Origin of the sequence: Pseudoalteromonas sp. APC 3691 (assembly GCF_030408135.1) — a bacterium.
Taxonomy (GTDB): domain Bacteria; phylum Pseudomonadota; class Gammaproteobacteria; order Enterobacterales; family Alteromonadaceae; genus Pseudoalteromonas.
This window is the reverse complement of record NZ_JASDCB010000016.1, coordinates 36,911-58,070: the sequence shown is the minus strand read 5'-3', so window position 1 is coordinate 58,070 and position 21,160 is coordinate 36,911. Positions and strand designations below refer to the sequence as shown.

Below are 21,160 nucleotides of genomic sequence, written 5' to 3'. Positions count from 1 at the left end.
TTAGCCGTTATGATTTGAATCAAGTTGCGGTGCTTTGGCGTATTTATTTAATACGCTTGCCACATCTTCTTTACTTTTTAAACGCCTGATTTCATCAAATAAATCGATCGCTTGCGGGTATTGGCGTTTAAGGTAACCTAGCCATTGCTTTGTACGAGAAGCAAAATACTTTTCATCTTTTGCAGGGTCTTGATGAATAGCAGAGTGGATTAAGTGATAAATAATATGCTCCCATTGAAGGCCATCATATTGTTCATTATTTACATGAGCTTTAATTTTTTTTGCTAAATCAGGGTGCGAAAGGGCGCCACGACCAAGCATCAAATCAGTACATCCACTTCGTTTTTGGCAAAGCATTGCGTCCTCAACTTGCCAAATTTCACCATTGGCAACAACGGCAATATTTTTATCTTTTATTATTGGTGGAATTTTTTCCCAATAAGCTGGCGGGTTATAACCATCACGTTTGGTTCTGGCGTGTATAGCTACACTATTTGCGCCTGCGCTTACCACAGCATCAACAATTTCTTGGCTGTTACTGTCATCATCAAAGCCTAAGCGAATTTTTGCACTTACTTCATGTTTATCATCTACAGCATCCCGGACTGCTTTAATAATCGTATACATGTGGTCAGGATCTTTAAGCAGTACAGCACCCCCTCGACTACGATTAACGGTTTTTGCTGGGCAACCAAAGTTAAGGTCGACCCCATGAGATCCTAAAGCAATTGCTCTTACTGCATTTTCGGCTAACGGATTTGCTTCTTGGCCGAGTAATTGAACACGCACAGGAGTACCTGCTCGCGTAAATCCATTATTATGTAGTTCAGGGCAAAATCGATGAAAAACTTTATCAGGTAAGCATGTTTCAACCACTCTTACAAACTCGGTAACGCACAAATCGAACCCACCAATGTCTGTGAGTAATTGGCGCATTTTAAAATCAACGACACCTTCCATAGGTGCTAAAACAAGTTTCATAAGGTGATTAATTTTGATAAAAAACTGGACGCATAGTTTACCTGTAAATCACACATTGATAAATCTGTAATTACCAACCATATTTAATGTAGAAACCGCAAAAGTAAATATTATGAAAATAAATGAAAGTTTTTATTCTTGTACAGGTCTACTTAAGCATACAAGCAATTTAAAATACATTTTTATTGCTGAGATTTACAATACTTGATTAAAGAGAGTCACAAAATGAATACAGTTAAAAAAAATACAATCGCGTTAACTTTAGGTGCAGTAGTTGTTGGCTCTGCAAGCTTTGTAACTGTAGATGTACAAGCCAACCCATTTGAGTTTCAACAATTAGTGACAGGTTACCAACTAGACGCTAAAGAAGGTAAGTGTGGTGAAGGTAAATGTGGCGGCGATGCTAAAGATGCAAAAGCTAAAGCAGAAGGTAAGTGTGGCGAAGGTAAATGTGGCGGCGATGCAAAAGATGCAAAAGCTAAAACAGAAGGTAAGTGTGGCGAAGGTAAATGTGGCGGTGATGCAAAAGATGCAAAAGCTAAAACAGAAGGCAAGTGTGGTGAAGGTAAATGTGGCGGTGATGCAAAAGATGCAAAAGCTAAAACAGAAGGCAAGTGTGGTGAAGGTAAATGTGGCGGCGACGCAAAAGATGCAAAAGCTAAAACAGAAGGTAAGTGTGGTGAAGGTAAATGCGGCGGCGATGCTAAAAAAACTAAAAAAGAAGGTAAGTGCGGCGAAGGTAAATGTGGCGGTCGTTAATATCTTATTCTAAATAAGTTATGCTAAAAGGGCCTTAAGGCCCTTTTTGATAAGTTAGAGGTAGTTATGACACAAATCCAGAGTACAGATTTCGGGATGGTGGGCCTTGGCCTACGACGAGAAATGCTTGATGAACTGCTTGAACACGTACCTAATCAAGTAGATTTTTTGGAAGTTGCGCCAGAGAACTGGTTAAAACTAGGTGGACGCTTTAAAAAGCAATTTAGAACATTAACAGATGCAAATAATTTTGTGTGTCATGGATTATCACTGTCTATCGGTTCACCCGAACCACTGGATGTTGAATTTGTTAAATCTTTAAAAGTTTTTTTTGAAGAGCACAATATAAAAATTTTCAGTGAGCACTTAAGTTACTGTTCCGGTACAGGCCATATGTATGACTTAATGCCTATTCCGTTTACACAAGATGCTATAGCACATGTTGTCCCTCGTATTAAACAAGTACAAGACATACTTGAGCAGCAAATTGCGATAGAAAATGTTTCTTACTATGGCGCTCCTGGACAGCAATTATCAGAGCTGGAATTTACAAATACCATTTTAGAGCAGGCAGACTGCAAGCTTTTACTGGATGTGAATAATATTTATGTGAATTCGATTAATCATGGCTATAACGCACAATCGTTTTTAACTGGGCTGCCTTCTAATCGTATTGCCTATGGGCACGTTGCTGGCCATTATAATGAGGCTGACGACTTAATAGTTGATACACATGGTGCTGATGTCATTGATCCTGTGTGGGAGCTACTGGATAAAGCATATGAAGTGCATGGCGTATTTCCAACCTTGCTTGAGCGCGATTTTAATATCCCTACCATGAATATTTTAACCAAAGAGTTAGATATAATTCATGAGCTACAAGCTAAACACATTACTTCAACGGTTTCAAAACAACGAGCTTAATATAAGCCTTTATCAACATTAAAAGAGTGCCTAGTTATGAGCTTTATTGAAATACAAAACGAATTTATGGCGCATATTCGCGAGCCTCAAAAAAATAAAAAGCCCAGCGGTATCGAAGACAGGCGTATGGCTATTTATCGCGACCTATTTTTTAATAACATTGAAGGTTTTATATCATCAGGTTTTCCGGTATTAAAAACGTTATATACCCAGAAGCAATGGCAAGCCCTCGTACGCCAGTTTTTTAGCGAATATGATTGTCATTCGCCGTACTTTTTAGACATAGCAGGGGAGTTTATTAATTACTTATCAAGTGATTATAAAATGAAAAAATACGATCCCGTGTTTATGCTAGAACTTGCACACTATGAATGGGTAGAGCTAGATGTATCAATTGCACACGAAGATGAGCAAGAGCAAAAATTACAAACAACAGCGCTTACTAGTTCTGCTTTGTATTTATCGAAAACGGCAAGAAATTTAAGTTATCAATTTCCAGTTCAAAATATTAGCAATCGCTTTAAACCAAAAGAGCCATCACCTCAGCCTAATTATTTTGTTGTATATAGAGATGAAGATGATGACGTTCAATTTCTGGCTACGAATGCGATGACTGCTTTGTTGCTATCAACTATTGAGGCAAGTGATGGAGCGACATTTGACGACGTGTGCCAACAGGTATTCGCTCATGCACCACAGTTTAATGCAGATCAAATTGCTCAAGGCGCATTGGTTACCCTCAATGCAATGGTTGAACGCGGTGTAATTGTGACAAAAAATCAAGATTAAGGTCTTTATTGATGATTTTACATCGTCTATTATGGCAGCCTTATTTGCCGTGCTTAATAAAAGGTTGTACCAATGTCAGATGATAAAGACTTTAAAGATCCGTTCAACGCTACTTACTTTCTTGCTTTTTTAGCTGTATTTGCAGGGATTGGTTGTTTAAATGCAATATTAGGCTGGATCACTAGCTTAACGTAAAATGTATAGCGTGTATTAAGGCTGTTGCTAACTTCAGCCTTGAACCACTTTATTTTAATTACCCCGTCCATATTTAATACTTCTTTTATAATAACGCCAAACTCGCAATTAAAGGTTAGTTAAGGTTATAATCACCTGCTTTGTAATATAAACAATTGAGCAGTTAAAATTATGACTCAAGTAACACCAGCAATTATCAAAAACAGCATAACTACAATTGCTGATTATCCAAAAGCGGGCATTATGTTTCGCGATGTAACCACTTTAATGGCAAATCCAGAAGCCTTTAAAGCAACTATTGACGCGTTTATCGCAGAATATAAAAATCAGGGCTTTACTAAAATCATAGGCACAGAATCACGTGGTTTTATTTTTGGTGCGCCATTGTCTTATGCGTTAGGCATTCCGTTTATTCCAGTACGTAAACCAGGTAAGTTACCACGCGAAGTTATTCGCCAAGATTACTTACTTGAGTACGGTGAAGACACGCTAGAACTGCATGTAGATGCAATTGTACCTGGCGACAAAGTATTACTAGTTGATGACTTATTAGCAACTGGTGGCACAATTGAAGCCACTGCTAAGTTAGTTAATAAACTAGGTGGCGAAGCCACAGATGCAGCATTTGTTGTATCACTACCAGAACTTGGTGGCGAGCAGCGCATCAAAAAAATGGGTATTAAAATCCTAAAATTGGTTGAATTCGAAGGCGAGTAATCGATGAGTTATCAGGTTCTAGCGAGAAAATGGCGTCCTCAAACCTTTCATGAATTGGTTGGGCAGTCTCATGTTAAGCAAGCGCTTGTAAATGCGCTTACGCAAAATAGACTGCATCACGCTTATTTATTCACTGGAACCCGCGGTGTAGGTAAAACCACCATTGCACGTATTTTTGCTAAAAGCTTAAATTGCGATGAAGGTATATCTGCAAATCCGTGTGGACAATGTAGCAGCTGTTTGGATATAGAAGCAGGGCGCTACATTGACCTACTCGAAATAGATGCGGCTTCTCGTACAAAAGTAGAAGACACTCGCGAAATACTTGATAACGTTCAATATGCACCAACTCGTGGACGTTATAAAGTATACCTAATCGATGAAGTTCACATGCTTTCTAAGCACAGCTTTAATGCGCTTTTAAAAACGCTTGAAGAGCCACCAGAGCATGTGAAATTTTTATTGGCGACCACCGATCCTCAAAAATTACCAGTTACTATTTTATCTCGCTGTCTACAATTTAACTTAAATGCCTTGTCGCAAAGTGAAATTAAAACACAGCTTGAACACGTACTTACTCAAGAGCAGCTTAGCTTTGATACCGATGCACTTAGCATTATTTCAAAAGCCGCTGATGGCAGTATGCGTGATGCACTTAGCTTAACCGACCAAGCTATTGCGCAAACAAATGGTGATATTAATAATCAAGCAGTACAAACAATGCTTGGTTTAATGGATGCTCATTACAGCCAAAGCTTGCTCGCAGCATTACTTGCACAAGATGGCGCTGCGTTAATGGATGAGATTGCGCAGGTGGCAAGTCGTAATCCTAATTATGTGGCATTGCTTGATGATTTAATTGCACTTACGCATTTGACACAACTAACCCAGTTAGTACCTGAAGCGGCAGGGCTAGATGAAAAAAATGTAGATTATATTGCTCAAGTTGCACAACATACGAGCCCACAACAAATTCAAATTTATTATCAGTTACTGTTAAATGGTAAAAAAGATTTACAATGGGCACCAGAGCCTCGCTTAGGTTTTGAAATGATAATGCTAAGATTATTAGCATTTAAGCCTTCAGATGTGCAACAAACTGTACACACAGCAAACGAAGAGCCGGCCCCAAATAAACAAGGCCGCGCAAATGCACTGCGAGATATATTAAATAAAAATAAAACATCGCAAAACACCGTAGCTGGCCAAAGCAGTGCTCCAGTAAGTAATATTAAGCCAGTTAGCAATGCAGAGCAGCCTAAAACCGTTGAGATAGAGCCTTCAGCTAACCCTGCCGCTCAGTCATCAAATAATGAAGTCGTGCAAAGTAATAATGAGCCTGTCCAAGTTGCAGTAGAGCAACCGGTTCAACAAAGTGAAAACGCTTCAAAGCAACAGGCTTTAGCTAAAGAGCAACCACAAACCAATGTTATTTCAGATGCTCAAGCCCAGCGACAAAGTGAAGATGAAGCTTATATGCTCCATAGTGATGCTGAACAAACGCTGGCCTCGCAATTTGACGATATAATGAGTAGCGCTGTAGATCAGGGTTTTAAACCTGCACCTACTGCAAACTCAGAGTCTTCACCAGAGCCCTTAACAAATTACAATGCAAGTACGCCAATAGCTGAACAAGAAGCGCAGGCGCAATCTGCCATTGCTCGTATTTTACGTGACAGAAACATATCGGGTGCGGGTAGGTTATCAAGCAAGAGTACAAGCACCTCTGCAAATAATGTAGCAGCGCAGCCAAACCAAGCGCCCGCTAAAAAGCCTGAACACCAGCCAAGAATGCCTAAAGCTCAAAGTGTTAACCAAGATAGCACCGCTGAAAATACAAACGAGCTCAACAGCGTTACAAACGTAGCACCTAGCGATCCCCCACCTTGGGTAAATGATAGTGCAGGTGCAAGTGAAAAAAAGCATGAGCTCCCACTAACAGGGAGCGAAAGCCAGGCACATGGTCACGCTAATACAAAACCAGCACGAAAAGTTGATTTTAAAGAAAAGCATCAAACAATTACCGAAAATCTAGCGCCAGAGCTACTTGAGCAAATAAACCCTCAAAAAGTACCTGAAGCAGCGCCCGAGGAAATTAGCATTCCCGTGCCTGATGATTTTCAAAGTCCAATTAGTGAAATTAGATTTGCACATCAACAAGATGAATGGGCTTATTTAATTAAACGTATGGGGCTAGGTGGTCGTATGCGCCAATTTGCGTTGCATTCAATATTTACCAAGCAAGGCAACAGCTTACATATAGACGTTGATGAATCACAAAAGCATTTAGATACACCGATGCTTCGCCAAAGATTAGATGCCGCATTGTCGAGTATTTATGAGCATAACGTGTCGTTAAGTATTAATTTTGCTAAGGGAGTTATTGATTCTCCTTATCTTATTCAGCAAAAAATAGATGCAGGACGTCATCAACAAGCAATCGATGTGATCACATCGGATGAAAACATAGTACAATTTCAGCAAGTATTTAGCGCCGAAATTGACGAAAACAGTATTCAGGCATTGTAATTACTTACAATCGCCCTTATGTTCATGTTAATTAATGTATTAAAAGAAAGAGAGAAAGTTATGTTTAAAGGTGGAATGGGCAACATGATGAAGCAAGCGCAGCAAATGCAAGATCGCATGCAAAAAGCCCAAGACGAAATCGCAACATTAGAAGTTGTTGGTGAAGCCGGTGCAGGTTTAGTTAAAGTAACTATGCTTGGTAACCACAATGTACGTCGTGTTCAGCTTGATGAAAGCTTGATGGAAGACGACAAAGACATGATTGAAGACTTACTTGCAGCAGCATGTAACGATGCTGTTCGCCGTGTTGCAGAAGAAACACAAGAGCGTATGGGTAAAGTAACTGGCGGTATGCAATTACCACCAGGTATGAAAATGCCGTTTTAAGTCAATAATGCAACTTTCAGATAGTTTAAATCAGCTTATAGAAGCACTGCGCTGTCAACCGGGCATTGGTCCAAAGTCAGCGCAACGTATTGCTTTTCACCTGCTTGAGCGCGACCGAAAGGGAGGCACTCAGCTGGGCAATGCACTCACTAAAGCAATGACAGCCATAGGGCACTGTCAGTCTTGTCGTACTTTTTGCGAACAAGCTCAGTGCGATATTTGTTTAAGTACAAAACGCCAAGACAGCGGTATATTATGTGTTGTTGAATCGCCGACTGACGTACTTGCCATCGAGCAAACAGGGCAGTATTTAGGTTTATACTTTGTATTAATGGGTCACTTATCGCCAATAGACGGTATTGGTCCTAAAGAGATTGGCTTAGATGTTTTAGAGCAAAAGCTTGCTCAAGGCGATATTGATGAGGTTATTTTAGCGACTAACCCTACGGTTGAAGGCGATACTACCGCACATTATATTGCTCAGCTTTGTCATAAATACAAAGTAGGTGCTTCGCGTATTGCTCACGGTATTCCTGTGGGGGGCGAGCTTGATTTAGTAGATGGTAGAACACTTATGCATGCCTTTAGCGGCAGGCGCCTAGTTACTCAAGACTAGCTCTAAGTCACTATTTGAAAACAAATTACCAAAGCCTACATGATTAAATCATGTAGGCTTTTTCGTTTTTAAGGTAAGCTTAAAAACAATCTAATTTATTTTTGGGCTATGTCTCTAATTAGTAAGGAATACAATGAAAGATAACCAACCCTATCAAGGTGCATTACTCGGTAGTAAGCGTTTTTTACCGCTTTTTATTACGCAGTTTTTCTCAGCGATAAACGATAACGTGTATAAGCAATCAGTGCTTATTCTATTGATATTTCAGGCTGCAACGCTTGCAGATGGCGCACTTTATTCAAATATTGCTGCTGGGTTATTTATTCTTCCGTTCTTTTTATTTTCAGGGATGGCAGGGCAGCTTGCAGAAAAAACAGAAAAATCCAAACTAATCAGAATCGTAAAACTATGTGAAATCCCTATTATGGTTGTTGGGGCAGTTTCTATTTTAACGCAGTATGTGTGGCTAATGTTAGCCACCGTATTTTTAATGGGCGTGCAAAGTGCGTTTTTTGGTCCATTAAAATATTCTACTTTACCGCAGCACGTAGCACCTAATGAATTAACAAAAGCGAATGGTTTGGTTGAATCAGGCACGTTTGTGGCCATACTAATGGGTACAATTTTTGGCACTTATTATATTACTCAATCAGTAGGGCCTACGCTTATAAGTATTGCAGTATTAGTCTTGGCCGTGATGGGTTATGTGAGCAGTCGCTTTATACCCACTAGTGAAGCAAACGAGCCTAACTTAAAATTTACCTATAATATATTTTCATCCACAAAAAACGTATTTTCAGCACTTAATTCGCAAACAGAATCGGTTGGTAAATCAGTCCTTGGGATCAGTTGGTTTTGGTTAATTGGCGCCATCGTTTTAACGTCCCTACCAAATTATGTAAAACACACAATGGGTGGTGATGAACTGGTTGTAACTAGCGCACTTGTTGTGTTTTCACTAAGTATTGCTATTGGTTCGTTACTGTGTGAAAAGCTTTCTCGCTCTCGAATAGAATTAGGAATTGTGCCTTTTGGCGCTATCTTAATTACCTTGTTTTTATACTTACTGAGCCAAGAGCCAGCCATTAGCTCTTATTTACCTCAACACCCTGAGTTAATGACGCTTCAGGAGCTATTAAAAACAGGCGATATGGTGTGGCACTTTGTATGGATGGCAGGCATTGGTATTGGTTCTGGTTTTTACACTGTACCGCTGTATGCGCTTATTCAACAGCGTACTGAAGAGTCGAGTCGCTCACGAGTTATAGCGGCTAACAATGTATTAAATGCACTGTTTATGGTGGGCAGTGCTGTTTTAAGTATTGTAACGCTGTCTGTTTTTCAGTGGAGTATTTCAGAGTTGCTACTGTTACTTTCTGGGCTAAACTTACTTATCTCTGTTTATATTTATACCAAAGTACCAGAGTTCTTTTTACGATTTATTATATATATTTTAGCTATTTGTATGTACAGAGTGCGTACAAAAGGTGAAAGTAATATACCTGATGCAGGCGCTGCGGTTGTCGTGTGTAATCATGTGAGCTTTGTTGATTGGATGTTTATTTTAGCCGCATCACCAAGGCCTATCCGGTTTATGGTATTTGCCCCTATTTATTATTCACCGGCCCTACATTGGTTATTTAAAATGGCTAAGGCTATTCCCATTAACAGTGAAAAAACCAACCCAGAAGCGTTTAAAAAAGCCTTTGATGAAGTGGCTGCTGCGCTTAATAAAGGCGAACTTGTTGGTATTTTCCCTGAAGGAAAACTAACCAGTGACGGATCAGTGGATATTTTTCGCCGTGGAATCGAGCGCATTATTGAGCGCTCACCTGTGCCCGTTATTCCTGTGCATTTAGGGGGCCTGTGGGGAAGTATGTTTAGCCGAAAAGCTAAGTGGCAACTACCACGATTAAAATGGTCTTTGGTGTCGGTTGCAGTAGGTACCCCGATTGCCGCTGACAAAGTAGTAGCAGACGATTTACGTGAGCAAGTATTGGCTTTAAAAGCGCTTCATTCGAAAGATATTGACTAATTTAATGATTAACTTAATAGATAACTCAACATCGCATACACCTTCAGAACCACACATTATAGTTGATGACTTTGTAGCGCCTAAATGCGCTGGGTTTATTGAAATATTATATCAAGATGACGATATTTTACTGATCAATAAACCCAGTGGGTTATTAAGTTTGTCGGGTAAAAACCCGCTTAACTGGGACTCAGTACATTACCGTTTAGTGCATGGTCAAAAAGGGTTAACAGCCGCTTTTGCTGAGGCTAAGTTACCGCATCGGTTAGATTTGGGTACATCGGGCATTATGATTGTTGGATTAAACGCCAAAGCATCCAAGCATCTTAATATACAGTTTCAGGCGCGCACTATTCAAAAGCGTTATGTAGCAATGCTAGAAGGGTGCTTGGCTGTTAGTGAGGGGGAAATTACTGCGCCAATAGCAAAGGATAAGCTGCTTTTTCCGCGAGTTAAAATTTGCCAAGCGACGGGCAAAGTAGCGGTGAGTGAATACAGTGTGCTTGAGCGGCTTAAACAACCGTGCAGAACCTTAGTGCAATTTACGCCCGTTACCGGACGTACCCATCAACTACGAATACACAGCCAGTTTATAGGGCACCCAATTTTAGGCTGTGATTTATATAAAAGTGCACAAAGTGAGTACATGGCAGGACGCTTACAATTACATGCCAGCGATTTATATTTTGAACATCCAACAACAAGCGAAAAGATTCATATTAATTGTCCGCACCCATTTTAGATAAACGAGATATTCTATTTTTTCGTTTCACCTTTTTTTGATTTTTCCCTTGAAGTTCTAACACCTCACCCCATATTAAGTGCATAACGCAGACACTTTGCAAATTGGAGATATATAAATGACTGCAGCACAAAAAGAAACATTAGGCTTTCAAACAGAAGTAAAACAATTATTAAACTTAATGATTCATTGCCTTTAGTCATATTCCGCTATATATTTTTATCCTCCTATAACGACCTTTATTATCTAAAAAACAACAACTTACACCGCTTTTAATGCCCTCTATCTACCGCTAACAACCTTTGTAAGCCGCTATTATTGGTGACTTTTGTGTCCTAAGTTGTGTACCATTTTAAAGTTGACCCTTTTTTTGGTCACATTTGGTACTCAGAGTCGGAGCCTCAATGAACATTACAGCAGCTAAACTAAAGAGCTTAAACGGTAAAGAGTATACCGGTAAGCCTGAAATAACAGACGGCGATAACCTATCGCTTAGGATCTCCCCAAGGGGAAAGATCTCATTTCAAATACGCTATCGAATTAACGGTAAGCAAGTTAGGTATAAATTAGGCACCTACCCAGCAATGACACTTGCACAAGCACGCGAAGAATGCGCAGCACAAATGTCGTTAGTAGATAAAAATTTAGATCCTAGAAACATGGCGGCAATAAAATCGGTTGAAGCTGAATTTATCGAAAACCCAACTATTTATAATTGCTTTGATTATTGGTTTGAAAACTATTGCCTGCCTAAGCGAGATAATCCTGAAGGTATAAGCACAAGAATAAGATCATGTATAAATGACACTTGGGGCAATCAATATGTATCACTAATGGATAAAACGCATTTTACAGCGTTCTTTAAGTCGATGAGTGATGTATCAATCGAAAAGGGTAGAGGTAAGGGCTTTGCTTTTACTGCGATTATTGAGATTAGATCGATATTTCGTTTTTGCATTCGTCAGGGCTTTATTAATAACTCGCAATTTGAAGCATTAAGACCAAGCGACTTCGCTAGCGATTATGCTTCGCGTGAGCACTTTTTATCACTTAAAGAGTGTCAATTAATTTGGTCAAACATAGATTTACTAAATATAACTGATAGAAACAAAGTTCTTTTACGTTGTGCAATGGTGTTTGGTTGTCGTATAAGCGAGCTATGCAGCGCGAAAAAAACAGACTTTGATTTAGATAATAAACTTTTCACTACGCAAAGAGAAAACACCAAAGGGGCTTTGCACTCTATTATTAGGCCCATACCGGATGATCTTATTAAAGACCTGGAATATTTAAAAGCTCAATCGCCGGCGTTCGTTTATATGTTTCCTAACCGTGATGGGGATCATCCCGCTAGCGGCTCAAGCGTGAGCCAAATATCTAAGCCTTGTTACGAGTCTATTGAAGGTGTTGCGCCGTTCAGAATGCACGATTTAAGGCGGACTATATCAACACACTTAACTGATGCGGGATGCCCTTTGCAGTTCACTGAGAAACTACTAGGGCATAAGATGAAAGGGGTATTGGCGATATATAACAAATCGCCAATGTTAGAAGGTTTAACGGAGTGGGTTAACCGTTGGGTTGTCATGCTGAAAGGCGGGTAGTTTGATCTCTAAGCGCTTGGCGATGCTGCTCAACTATTTCAGTGTCCCAGCGCTTAGGCTTTCCAATGATTGTTGCCGGCGGGAATTTACCGTCTTTTTCCCATTCTAAAATAGTTTTAGATTTAACACCGAACAGCGCGGCTACGTCTTTTGTTGCTAGGTACTGGCTTGTTGGTAAACTCATAAATCACCTTCTTGAGAGTTGAAATTAACTGGTAGCATATCTGCATCTGTTATATTGCCGCTTTGCACTGTATTTACTTGCGTTAGCCAATTGCTAGCAAACTCAAGTGTTGCTTTGTTTGGTCTTAACCCGCCTTTTGGTGCTGAACATAAGTGCGCGTTCATATCTGAGTCTTGCGCGATCAGTCCGCCTCTGCCGCTTTGGTGCAAGTAGAGAAGTGTGCGACCTTCAAAGTGTGAGCCATCCTCACGCTCTATTTTTATAGCTTGTGGCCATATAGTTAAATGGTGTTCGCCATTGTGGTAAAGGCCAGTGCCGCAACTGCGATCTAGGTCATTCCTTAGCTCGACAACAGTGCTAACAGCCTTAGCTAGCGCAATCTCAAGCTTTTGATTTTCATTGCGATATTTCTTATTGTCAACCTCCAGTTTTTTAGCGCGTGTTTGCGCTTTTTCGTTTGCTTCTTTTTGGCGCTTGCTTTGCTCTTTTAGCTTTTTAGGGTTGAGCTGGTTTAATTCGGCAACTTTCTTTTGTGCCGCTTTAAGTTGTTCGTGCAATCTGGCGTTCTTAATTTCCAGCGATTCGACTTCTTTTTTTAGCGCAGTTTGTTTTTTTGCAATGACAAGACCATCTTCCACCGCTTTAGCTGCTTTGTTAAGATCGATATTGTTTTGATTAATATCTTCTTTCAACTTAGTTGTTAAACGCTTTTCAGCTTCTAATTTAGATTTAAGTAAAGCTATTTCATCTTGCACGTTAGCTTTGTATATCGCGTGGATTTGCTCTTGTTGCTCAATTTCTTTCTGTTCTTCATTGTAAGAGTGGATAAAGCTAGTTAGTAACTCGCTTGAATGTAGTGATGCTTGCATTTTATCTGTCCTCATAATTTTTTAGACGCTGGCTTTCGTTGCCGGCTATTTCAATTTTTTGTTTTAAAAGTTGCTTGTTTGCTTTGCCAATTGCGCTGTCGCTTAAATCTAACCCTTTAAACGCTTGGGTTTTGTTGTGTTCTTCTTTAATGATTTGGTTGCGCTCGAAGTCGCGTATTTCAATAACTTCATCAAAGTGAGCCTCGCAAGCAAACGCGCCGCGATATTCATACGCTTCACTGGCTCTTAGCTTGGCTTGGCATTTTTTGCATGTGTAATTGCTCATAAATCACCTATCACTTCATTTAATTCCATTAAATCCAAAACGTGTTGATCAGTTCTAAAATAATAATCCCAATCCTGCTGATGCTTATCTATCTTTACTATTTGCCACTTTAGTTGCTTAAAAGCGCCCATTACAACCCTGCATTTTCTGGTTGTATGTGAATCAAATTCGCAAAAACCACCGTTTGCACCTAACCCACCACGGAAAGTTGAAAATGTTATCTTTCTAATTTGTCCAATTCTCATAAGTCACCTATGCTAATTTTTTGGCATAATCAGGGTTCATAGCTCTATAACAAGCCGACTTCATACAGCCTTTGGCATTGTTAAGGGCTTTGTTTAATTCTTCGCGTGTGTCCGGTATGCGACACTCAAAATTGCTACGCTCAACACCGTTGAAAAAGTCCCACTGAAAACGTGGTTCATCTGCGCTTACATCATTAGCGTAAATAGTCACTCGATAACCTACGCTTTTTTCCGGCACACAATTAGCGGCATCCTTTAATAAATCAGCCAAGTAGTCTTTATGCGATACGTTAGGCTTACCGCTTTGAAGTAGAGCCCAGGCGAATGAATAAACGTATTCGTTTAAATCCATTTCACCGCCTTCTTGCTCTTTTAATTTAAAGCCATGCTGTAAGGCTAGGGCTTTTATTTTTGCGTTGTTCATGCTGTCACCTCGTCAACGTTCTTGTGTATAACTTCAAACTCAATTACCCACACCCACGGGCTTTCATCCCATCCTTTTCCTGAACTTGAATAAATACAAGACCATGCAAAGGCAAAACCCGTCCAATCGTTAAATCCTTCCTTGATAACTTGCTGCCTGCCTATTTTCTGCAATCTTTCACAGCGAACGTCTGTAACGCGCAATGTTAAGCGGCTGGCTTTTCTTGGCATGTGAATAGATGGTTTCCATTTACTTTCACCACTATCACCATTTTCTTTATAAATATAAGTTCCGTTATTTGGGCAACCACAAGGTGAATCACTACAACCGCACTCGTCAGAGCTATTAAATTGCCTAAATGTTTCACGAGCCCAAATCAGATCGCCTTTATTGTATGGTGCGCAGCTTTTGTATTCTCCGTTATAATTTTCCATTGCTGCCTCTGGTGTTTCACCAAAAACACCAAAACCCCACCTAGAATGGTTGCTTGCAGTGCTCATGTACTTTGAGTTTGGATAACGGTCGTCTTGATAAGAGCATTCAACAGGCAACCTCCAAGACTCAACCGGTCTACGTGTAACAGTCTTACGGCCATCAACGAGCGCCTTAACCATTTGTTGATTAAATATCATTGGTATGGTTTTCATTGGGTGTCACCTTTTATTGCAAACCTAACTTTATGTTCACACTTGGTATTGCCATGTGCGCCACAACCGCCTTTTAACTTATGCTTTCCGCAAAGTGCTATTGCTTTTCCCGCCTTACCAACAACACCATTTACAGCGCACTGGTAAACAATTTTGCCGCTCATATTAATTGCTCCTGACTCTTGATTTAGCGTATACCAGGTATGCGCTCTGCGTTTAGTGCGTGGTTTCATTAGGCTGCTTTTGCCTTTTTATTAAGCTTGCCTACTTCATTACCCCAAACCGACCAGCCTTTAACGCGCTTGCGAGAAAATAGCTCGATGCGTGGTACATCGCCGGCCAAATCAACACACGCTTCTCTAAACTCGTTTGGCTTCTCGCTATGCTGTCCGATAGGGTAAGCGCCGGAAAATACGCCACGGCCTAATATTTCGTCTAGGCTTTCGGTGTCATAATTACCTACTGCACGCACTGAACGGCTTGCTACTTTCGGCTTGCCCTTAACTGCGATAATTGCCGACTCGCTACCGGCGCGAGTCCAAAAGCCCATACCAAAAAACGGGTTGTTATTTACAGTTAGCTTGTTCCATACAAAGCCATTCATATTTTTAAGCGTAAAGCCCCATGCCTTAACAACGTCCAGGGCTTCTTGTGGCATTGAACCTACGTACCACATAACCAATATGCAATCGTCCGCCGCAATATCATCAATAGGCATAGCTTTTAGCTCGTCTACGCTCATTGTTGATTTGTATTGGTGCTTTGCACCGCTTGTCATTGTTCCACCGGTTTTTTCATTGCTAAATTTCCAAGCTGGATCTGAGTAAATAAGGTTAAATTTTTTGCCTTTAAATTGTTCAAACATAGGGCTCTCCTTGTTCCTCAGAACGGAATATCGTCATCATCAAAGTTAGCACCTGGACCCATAGGGTTAGATGCGCCGCCTTGTTGGCCACCGTTCATGTATTGGCTATTGCTAACACCTTGATTCTGCTTTGGGGCAAAACCACCTTGCTGCTGGCTGTTTTGGCCTTGGTTGTTGCCCTGGTAATTATTATTACTATTGCCGTAAGAATTATTACCTTGTGTGTTTTGGTTATTTTGCTGGCCTTGGTTGTTTTGACCGTAACTACCTTGTTGCTGCCCACCTTGCGCATTGCTAGCTTGGCCTTGCTGTCTTTGCCCTAGCATTTGCATTTGGCCTGTAAAGCCATCGACGATAATTTCAGTCGTGTACTTTTCTTGCCCTTGTTGGTCGGTCCACTTGCGAGTTTGTAATTTACCCTCAACGTAAATTTGTGAACCTTTGCGGCAGTATTCGCCCACAACTTCCGCTAATTTTCCAAAGAAAATAACGCGGTGCCATTCGGTTTTGTCTACCATTTGGCCTGTGTTTTTATCTTTGTAGCTGTCGCTAGTCGCAAGACTGATTTTTGCTACTGGATTGCCATTAGGCATGTAACGCACATCAGGATCTTCGCCTAAGTTGCCAATAAGAATTGCTCGATTTATACCTCTAGCCATGATTTACTCCTTATTTAATTAAAACAGTGCGCTGGCCTTTATAGTCAGGCGCACTAACTATGCCGTTATCTTCAAGTTGCTCAATTAATCGCGCAGCGCGGTTGTAACCTATTCTAAATTTGCGCTGTGTTCGTGATATGGATACCTGGCCTTGCTCTATGGCAAACGCTTTTGCTTCTTCATAAAATGCGTCATTGCCGTTACTGTCTTTATACTTGGCATCGTGTTCGGTAATTAATGACTCGTTCCCATCGTCTTGATCTAGATCTTCCTGCTCGTTGGTAGAGCTTTGCTTGTCGAACGCATTTCTTAGCTGCTCGCAATGACCTGTCATTAGCTCAAGTGCTATCGCTTGCTTATGTATTTCATAATCATCAGCGTTATCGAACATGGCTCCTTCAACTTCAAACAGCTCTTTTACGCCTTTAATTTTGAAGTTGTGATTTAGGTAGAATGAAAGCCCATCTTTTGAAAGAGCAATTTCTTTGATTTCGTAACCTTGCTCGATAAGTTCTTTGATATTTTCGGTAGGGTAATCGCCTTTAAAACGTGCAACGTCTTTATCTTTATTTTGCATAACCAACAAGTCGCCAACCTCAAAGCCAGCAAAGTAAAGCTTGGTGTCGTATTCGCTATTTGAATTATTCAGCTGATCAAGCATATTGGTTGTTAGTGAATTGGAAATGCCGCTACAGTGAAGTGTTTTGGTTTCAACTGATTCAACCAGCTTTATAAGCAGACCTAGTGCACGTTGCGCTAATGCTGCTTTGCTATCAAAAATTAGCGTTTGCTTTTTTTCGTGATAAAAGGCTGAGAAGTTAACTGTTTTTACTATTGAGCGAGCGCAAAAGTCCGCGTTAACCTGCTCTGCTATTTTCCCCATTTCTTCTTTACTAGGCTCGTGAGGCCAAGTGTCTGCCACTTCATTAATGCGCTCTAAAATTTGTGCTCTAGGGTAGTCTTTAGCGCTATAGGTGAAATCAATGCGGTAACCGTTATCCAGTGCTACAAATTGGCGATCTACTTTAAAGCCCAAATTGCTCCACTGGTTATCTGTTAGCGTTGTAAAAATAACGCCTTGTTCTTCCTCAACCTTACTTTCTAAAGCTGAAATACTTGGCAGCTCTGCTGCGAATACATGAATGTTTTTCATTGTTATGCCTACTTAGTTGTTATTAAAACGATCATGGCTAGCACTAAAACGCGCACTGTATTTACTGCTACCATCTTTATAAAATCTCTGCGCTTCTGCTTTTCCTGTGCGCTTGAGCTGTTTCCGGTTATTGCCATGTAGTCGTGCATCATTAGGCTGCTCGCTTAATTTTTGCTACTAATGGAATACCGCCTGCGGCTTCAATTATGTTGTGTATCTTTTTACACACGTTATAGGCTTCAATTCTATTGCGAGTGAATTTACAGCCAGGCAACGTCCAGCCTTCTGAGCCCTGGAACTTAGACGCTTTAACGATGGCTAGGCCAAATCGAATATCATCACAGCGTAAATGATCGACCATTCTTAATTGTGGAACTCTTGAATCTTTCATATAAACCTCATTAAAAGAGCTTGCGCCCGAAGGCGCTTGCTCGGTCGGAGTTGGAAACTTATGCTGCGTGCGCTTTGTTTAAGCGCTGCTCTAATACTTCGATGTAGCTTTCTGCTATGTCTAATTGGTCACAAACACGATCTAGCTCGTCATTGTCTGCGCGGTCCTGGCTGCTAGGCCATGATGAAAGAGGCGTATAACCTGTAGGCGCGCTTGTATTTTCAAACACTGCTGATTTAAACTCATTGCCAAGTAAAGGCTCGTCTTGGTCTAACATGCGGTTTACTTCGGTTAGCGCTTCATGCTCTTGCTGTTCAATAGGTGCGCTTTGCTCAACCGGCTCTTGGCTTACTTGAGTTTGCGGCTCTGGCGCTGTAGTAACGGCCACTGACTCAAGTTGTAGCTTTTGTTGGTGCATCATTTTTAGCTGCTGAATAACTTGAGCTAACACTTGAATAACTTCATCAAGGCGATTGCCAAATTTTTCATTGGTAGGCGTGAACTGCTCTAACTTCTCAATGCGAGCGGCTATCTCTGCGCTAGATTTATCGAAGTAATTCATTGGATCATTACGAAGGTTGTTAATGCGTTCGCCAATTTCTTGCGCTTGCTTTTGTAAGCGCTCTTGCTGTGCAATGGCTTCTTGCTGAATGCGTAACTGCTCGCGCTCTGCTGCTACCGCTTCTGTTGCTTTAGCCGCTTGATACATGCTGTTAAGCGCTTCAATAATGTTTTTCTTGGTGTCGATAGCTTCGTGAATAAGCTCTTTGTCGAACGCTTCGGTATCAACAAGATCAACGGCTTCGATTGTGTCAGCAATAAACTGTGAACCTTGATTTTTGCATTGGTCAACAAAGCTGCTCATTTGCGCTATTTCTTCACGCTGCTTGTTTAAAAAGGCTTCACGCTCTTTAGCTATGCGCTCTGCTTCTTCTTTGCGGCGCTTATCTTCTGTTTCAAACGCTTCAATGTAAGGAGTGTAAATTTTATCAATGTCACCGATCAGCTTGTCGGCATACTCTTTAACTTCGGCGCAATAAGCCTTACGCTTCTCGTCTATCGCTTTTGTAATTTTGTTGCGCTCAGTTCTGATTTTTCGCGCTTCTTTAAAGTCATCATCATTGCTCATATCAAGCTTTAATTTTTTAGGATATTGCTTGCGCAAATCCTTTAGCGTGGTTTCGGTTACGCTCTCAGAAAAAACAAACGGTATAATTTGAGTTGATTCAACTAACTCAACTAATTCGCCGTTAACTTCTTTTTCAATTTTATTGACAGTCATGTTCTATACTCCGTTTTTAAGTTTGTTTAGCGCCTCTGTATGCGCTTGGTTGACTTGAGCTACAAAGTTACTGCTATCTACTTTGGTTGCTCGACAATGACCTTTTAGCTCTTGTAATAAGTGCTTATGGTTCAAATTTAATACTGATTCGTTTTCCGCAGTTACAATGCGATCTTTGATAGATTGATTAAGCCAGGCGTGAAACTTCTTGTTTTCGTTCAAGGTGTTTTCTTGCTCTTTAGCTTCAAGCTCTGCTTTTTTGCGATCTTTAATTTCAATCGCCTTGTCGCGTATATCAATGCGATTAACGGCTAGAGCGAATTTAAACGCCTGTTCGTAGCGCTCGCGCAGTGTTAACAGGCTGGTTGCTTGCTCGATAGCATCTAGGTACTTATCAAACTTGGCAGAAGGTAAAGCCCAATCGGGTAAAGTGGGCGGGAACCATTCAGCGCTCATCTTAGGGCCGTTTTTATTGCTCTTATTAAGCGGTATATTGATAAACTCACCGTTAGCTGCAAATCGACTCTCAACCGGTTCACATGTTGCAAACTCGGTATCAAGTGAGTAAAGGTAGCGACCAATGCCAAATTGAACCGCTGTACGCTTCATCGCGCCAGATAAAGCGCCTTTTAATGCTTCAATTTGCGAATACTCTGAACCGTCCCATTTAGTGATCCAGTCATCGCCAAAGCGAACACTTAAACCACACAAGTAACCTTTGCCGCCTGCCGCTTCTTTATATTCGTTTTTCCATCCATCAATGCCGACAACATCATCTAAGCGTTGTTGAATAGCACGGTTGGTGATGTAAGGGATAACCATTACCCACGGATTACTCTTGCCAGATACGCCACTTTGTTGAACGCGCCATTCAATATCGTGTTCTTCAAACGGGTCGGCTAATAAGCGTTGGATCTCTGCTGGTGTTTTTGCGTTGCTCATTGGTCTAGCTCGCTAGTAGAGTAGGTAGGGTGTAAGTGCCTATGCGCTTGCTTTCTCTTGTCGCATCAAGCACTTTCTTTAATTCTGTTGCCGCGTTTTCTTCGTTAAGCATTGTTAAGAAAGACTTTTCACACTTGCCGTCAACATAAATAAAAACACTAATAGATGGGTCATTTGCATTAGTAACAACGTTTACATGCACGCGACTTCTAAAGTTGAATGATTCAGCCGTAAGCGTTGCTATAAGCGTTTTTACTTCAAGTGATAGTGCTGGGAATGTTTTAGTGTTGATAGTCATTTTAAATCTCAAGGTTCGTTTTTCTAAACTTTGAATTTAGTTTATACAACTAAACTAAGTTGTCAAATAAAAAGTTCATAAAACTAAACTTTTATTTTAATTTAAAATGACGAAAGCGCTAACCGCGCCTGCTTCAGCTTGATAAATATTTTGTAACGTTTGTTATTTAGGTTGGAAATAAAAAGCGCCGAGGGTTGGCGCTTAAAAAGTGGGGGTGTTGACTATGCTCTAGTTACTTTTAAATTCGGCCTCTACCATTTTAGTTATCATTAAAAGTTTTTGTTTAGTTTTTATCTTCACTTGGGCAAGAAAAGGACTCAAATAATGAACTTTGGATTAATGCTCTTGCTGGTAAGTGCCAGTCTTCGGGGTTGCTATTGAGGCGCTTTGCAACCATAGCTAATATTTGACGACTACTAACTTTGCTTGGAATGCACAAGAAAGGAGCTGTTGAATCATACACCCCTAGCACGTACCCCCTATATTCATAGGCTTTTGAGTAGTCTGTGTCACTATCGCTTGCTTCGGCTTTTAAATATTGCTGTATCGGCTCACGGAGATCGTTGCCTGAGTAAAAATAAGCGTTAGTCGAGAAGGCTGTAAAAAGAAAAAGTGCCGAGATAATTCTTTGCATAAT

General features: G+C 40.6%; 26 protein-coding genes and 2 pseudogenes. 11 read left to right on the top strand and 17 right to left on the bottom strand.

Features of this window, described 5'->3' with window-relative positions:
- Nucleotides 1-981, bottom strand: coding sequence for a tRNA-dihydrouridine synthase (locus QL998_RS07530; RefSeq protein ID WP_007583877.1), 981 nt, complete (start codon nucleotides 979-981; stop codon nucleotides 1-3).
- Nucleotides 982-1,206: 225 nt separating this feature from the next.
- Between QL998_RS07530 and QL998_RS07525 the strand changes: the two genes are divergently transcribed.
- The 11 genes from QL998_RS07525 to QL998_RS07475 all read left to right on the top strand — a co-directional run bounded on the left by QL998_RS07525 (nucleotide 1,207) and on the right by QL998_RS07475 (nucleotide 12,278).
- Nucleotides 1,207-1,740, top strand: coding sequence for a hypothetical protein (locus QL998_RS07525; protein ID WP_290192462.1), 534 nt, complete (start codon nucleotides 1,207-1,209; stop codon nucleotides 1,738-1,740).
- Nucleotides 1,741-1,806: 66 nt separating this feature from the next.
- A complete protein-coding gene (locus QL998_RS07520; protein WP_165725916.1) occupies nucleotides 1,807-2,664 on the top strand; it encodes a DUF692 domain-containing protein in 858 nt (285 codons plus the stop codon).
- Between the two features lie 36 nt (nucleotides 2,665-2,700).
- Nucleotides 2,701-3,453, top strand: a complete 753-nt coding sequence (locus QL998_RS07515) for a putative DNA-binding domain-containing protein (protein ID WP_182197274.1) — start codon at nucleotides 2,701-2,703, stop codon at nucleotides 3,451-3,453.
- A 72-nt stretch (nucleotides 3,454-3,525) separates the two neighbouring features.
- Nucleotides 3,526-3,648: a hypothetical protein gene (locus QL998_RS07510; RefSeq protein ID WP_002962301.1), complete on the top strand. Its 123-nt coding sequence runs from the start codon at nucleotides 3,526-3,528 to the stop codon at nucleotides 3,646-3,648.
- A 171-nt stretch (nucleotides 3,649-3,819) separates the two neighbouring features.
- On the top strand, nucleotides 3,820-4,365 hold the full coding sequence (gene apt / locus QL998_RS07505; protein ID WP_024605327.1) for an adenine phosphoribosyltransferase: 546 nt from the start codon (nucleotides 3,820-3,822) through the stop codon (nucleotides 4,363-4,365).
- A 3-nt stretch (nucleotides 4,366-4,368) separates the two neighbouring features.
- Entirely contained in the window at nucleotides 4,369-6,894 is a 2,526-nt protein-coding gene (gene dnaX / locus QL998_RS07500) for a DNA polymerase III subunit gamma/tau (RefSeq protein ID WP_290192461.1), read from the top strand.
- Between the two features lie 60 nt (nucleotides 6,895-6,954).
- Nucleotides 6,955-7,281 carry a YbaB/EbfC family nucleoid-associated protein gene (locus QL998_RS07495; protein WP_002962306.1) on the top strand — a complete coding sequence of 109 codons (327 nt, stop codon included), beginning with the start codon at nucleotides 6,955-6,957 and terminating at the stop codon, nucleotides 7,279-7,281.
- 7 nt (nucleotides 7,282-7,288) lie between these two features.
- The gene (recR, locus tag QL998_RS07490; RefSeq protein WP_290192460.1) at nucleotides 7,289-7,897 is read left to right on the top strand and encodes a recombination mediator RecR; all 609 of its coding nucleotides are present in this window, start codon (nucleotides 7,289-7,291) and stop codon (nucleotides 7,895-7,897) included.
- Between the two features lie 133 nt (nucleotides 7,898-8,030).
- On the top strand, nucleotides 8,031-9,932 hold the full coding sequence (locus QL998_RS07485; protein ID WP_290192459.1) for an MFS transporter: 1,902 nt from the start codon (nucleotides 8,031-8,033) through the stop codon (nucleotides 9,930-9,932).
- Nucleotides 9,933-9,936: 4 nt separating this feature from the next.
- A complete protein-coding gene (locus tag QL998_RS07480; protein ID WP_290192458.1) occupies nucleotides 9,937-10,674 on the top strand; it encodes an RluA family pseudouridine synthase in 738 nt (245 codons plus the stop codon).
- Nucleotides 10,675-11,078: 404 nt separating this feature from the next.
- A complete protein-coding gene (locus QL998_RS07475; protein ID WP_290192457.1) occupies nucleotides 11,079-12,278 on the top strand; it encodes an integrase family protein in 1,200 nt (399 codons plus the stop codon).
- On the opposite strand, the gene QL998_RS07470 is transcribed toward QL998_RS07475, so the two are convergent.
- From QL998_RS07470 to QL998_RS07395, 16 genes and pseudogenes are all read right to left on the bottom strand, one after another.
- A complete protein-coding gene (locus QL998_RS07470; RefSeq protein WP_290192456.1) occupies nucleotides 12,259-12,462 on the bottom strand; it encodes a helix-turn-helix domain-containing protein in 204 nt (67 codons plus the stop codon). The two genes, QL998_RS07475 and QL998_RS07470, sit on opposite strands and share 20 nt — an antisense overlap.
- The gene (locus QL998_RS07465; protein WP_290192455.1) at nucleotides 12,459-13,331 is read right to left on the bottom strand and encodes a hypothetical protein; all 873 of its coding nucleotides are present in this window, start codon (nucleotides 13,329-13,331) and stop codon (nucleotides 12,459-12,461) included. The genes QL998_RS07470 and QL998_RS07465 overlap by 4 nt, the downstream gene beginning before the upstream one ends.
- Nucleotide 13,332: 1 nt before the next feature.
- Nucleotides 13,333-13,617: a hypothetical protein gene (locus QL998_RS07460; RefSeq protein WP_290192454.1), complete on the bottom strand. Its 285-nt coding sequence runs from the start codon at nucleotides 13,615-13,617 to the stop codon at nucleotides 13,333-13,335.
- Entirely contained in the window at nucleotides 13,614-13,862 is a 249-nt protein-coding gene (locus tag QL998_RS07455) for a hypothetical protein (protein WP_290192453.1), read from the bottom strand. The genes QL998_RS07460 and QL998_RS07455 overlap by 4 nt, the downstream gene beginning before the upstream one ends.
- 7 nt (nucleotides 13,863-13,869) lie before the next feature.
- The gene (locus tag QL998_RS07450) at nucleotides 13,870-14,286 is read right to left on the bottom strand and encodes a hypothetical protein (RefSeq protein ID WP_290192452.1); all 417 of its coding nucleotides are present in this window, start codon (nucleotides 14,284-14,286) and stop codon (nucleotides 13,870-13,872) included.
- Nucleotides 14,283-14,933 carry a hypothetical protein gene (locus QL998_RS07445; protein ID WP_290192451.1) on the bottom strand — a complete coding sequence of 217 codons (651 nt, stop codon included), beginning with the start codon at nucleotides 14,931-14,933 and terminating at the stop codon, nucleotides 14,283-14,285. The genes QL998_RS07450 and QL998_RS07445 overlap by 4 nt, the downstream gene beginning before the upstream one ends.
- On the bottom strand, nucleotides 14,930-15,166 hold the full coding sequence (locus QL998_RS07440) for a hypothetical protein (protein ID WP_290192450.1): 237 nt from the start codon (nucleotides 15,164-15,166) through the stop codon (nucleotides 14,930-14,932). Before QL998_RS07440 ends, QL998_RS07445 begins: the two co-directional genes overlap by 4 nt.
- Nucleotides 15,166-15,798 (bottom strand): MT-A70 family methyltransferase, encoded by a 633-nt coding sequence (locus QL998_RS07435; RefSeq protein WP_290192449.1) that lies wholly within the window; start codon nucleotides 15,796-15,798, stop codon nucleotides 15,166-15,168. Before QL998_RS07435 ends, QL998_RS07440 begins: the two co-directional genes overlap by 1 nt.
- Nucleotides 15,799-15,815: 17 nt before the next feature.
- Nucleotides 15,816-16,457, bottom strand: coding sequence for a single-stranded DNA-binding protein (gene ssb / locus QL998_RS07430; RefSeq protein ID WP_290192448.1), 642 nt, complete (start codon nucleotides 16,455-16,457; stop codon nucleotides 15,816-15,818).
- Between the two features lie 10 nt (nucleotides 16,458-16,467).
- Nucleotides 16,468-16,653, bottom strand: a pseudogene (locus QL998_RS07425) (DNA translocase FtsK); the annotation flags it as partial.
- A 120-nt stretch (nucleotides 16,654-16,773) separates the two neighbouring features.
- Nucleotides 16,774-17,610: pseudogene (gene rdgC / locus QL998_RS07420) on the bottom strand (recombination-associated protein RdgC); the annotation flags it as partial.
- 151 nt (nucleotides 17,611-17,761) lie between these two features.
- Nucleotides 17,762-18,001, bottom strand: a complete 240-nt coding sequence (locus QL998_RS07415; protein WP_290192447.1) for a DUF1317 family protein — start codon at nucleotides 17,999-18,001, stop codon at nucleotides 17,762-17,764.
- Between the two features lie 58 nt (nucleotides 18,002-18,059).
- Nucleotides 18,060-19,283, bottom strand: a complete 1,224-nt coding sequence (locus QL998_RS07410) for a hypothetical protein (RefSeq protein ID WP_290192446.1) — start codon at nucleotides 19,281-19,283, stop codon at nucleotides 18,060-18,062.
- 3 nt (nucleotides 19,284-19,286) lie between these two features.
- The gene (locus tag QL998_RS07405; protein ID WP_290192445.1) at nucleotides 19,287-20,225 is read right to left on the bottom strand and encodes a Rad52/Rad22 family DNA repair protein; all 939 of its coding nucleotides are present in this window, start codon (nucleotides 20,223-20,225) and stop codon (nucleotides 19,287-19,289) included.
- Between the two features lie 4 nt (nucleotides 20,226-20,229).
- Nucleotides 20,230-20,523 (bottom strand): hypothetical protein, encoded by a 294-nt coding sequence (locus QL998_RS07400; RefSeq protein WP_290192444.1) that lies wholly within the window; start codon nucleotides 20,521-20,523, stop codon nucleotides 20,230-20,232.
- Between the two features lie 283 nt (nucleotides 20,524-20,806).
- Nucleotides 20,807-21,157, bottom strand: a complete 351-nt coding sequence (locus QL998_RS07395) for a Rap1a/Tai family immunity protein (RefSeq protein WP_290192443.1) — start codon at nucleotides 21,155-21,157, stop codon at nucleotides 20,807-20,809.
- Between the last annotated feature and the right edge of the window lie 3 nt (nucleotides 21,158-21,160).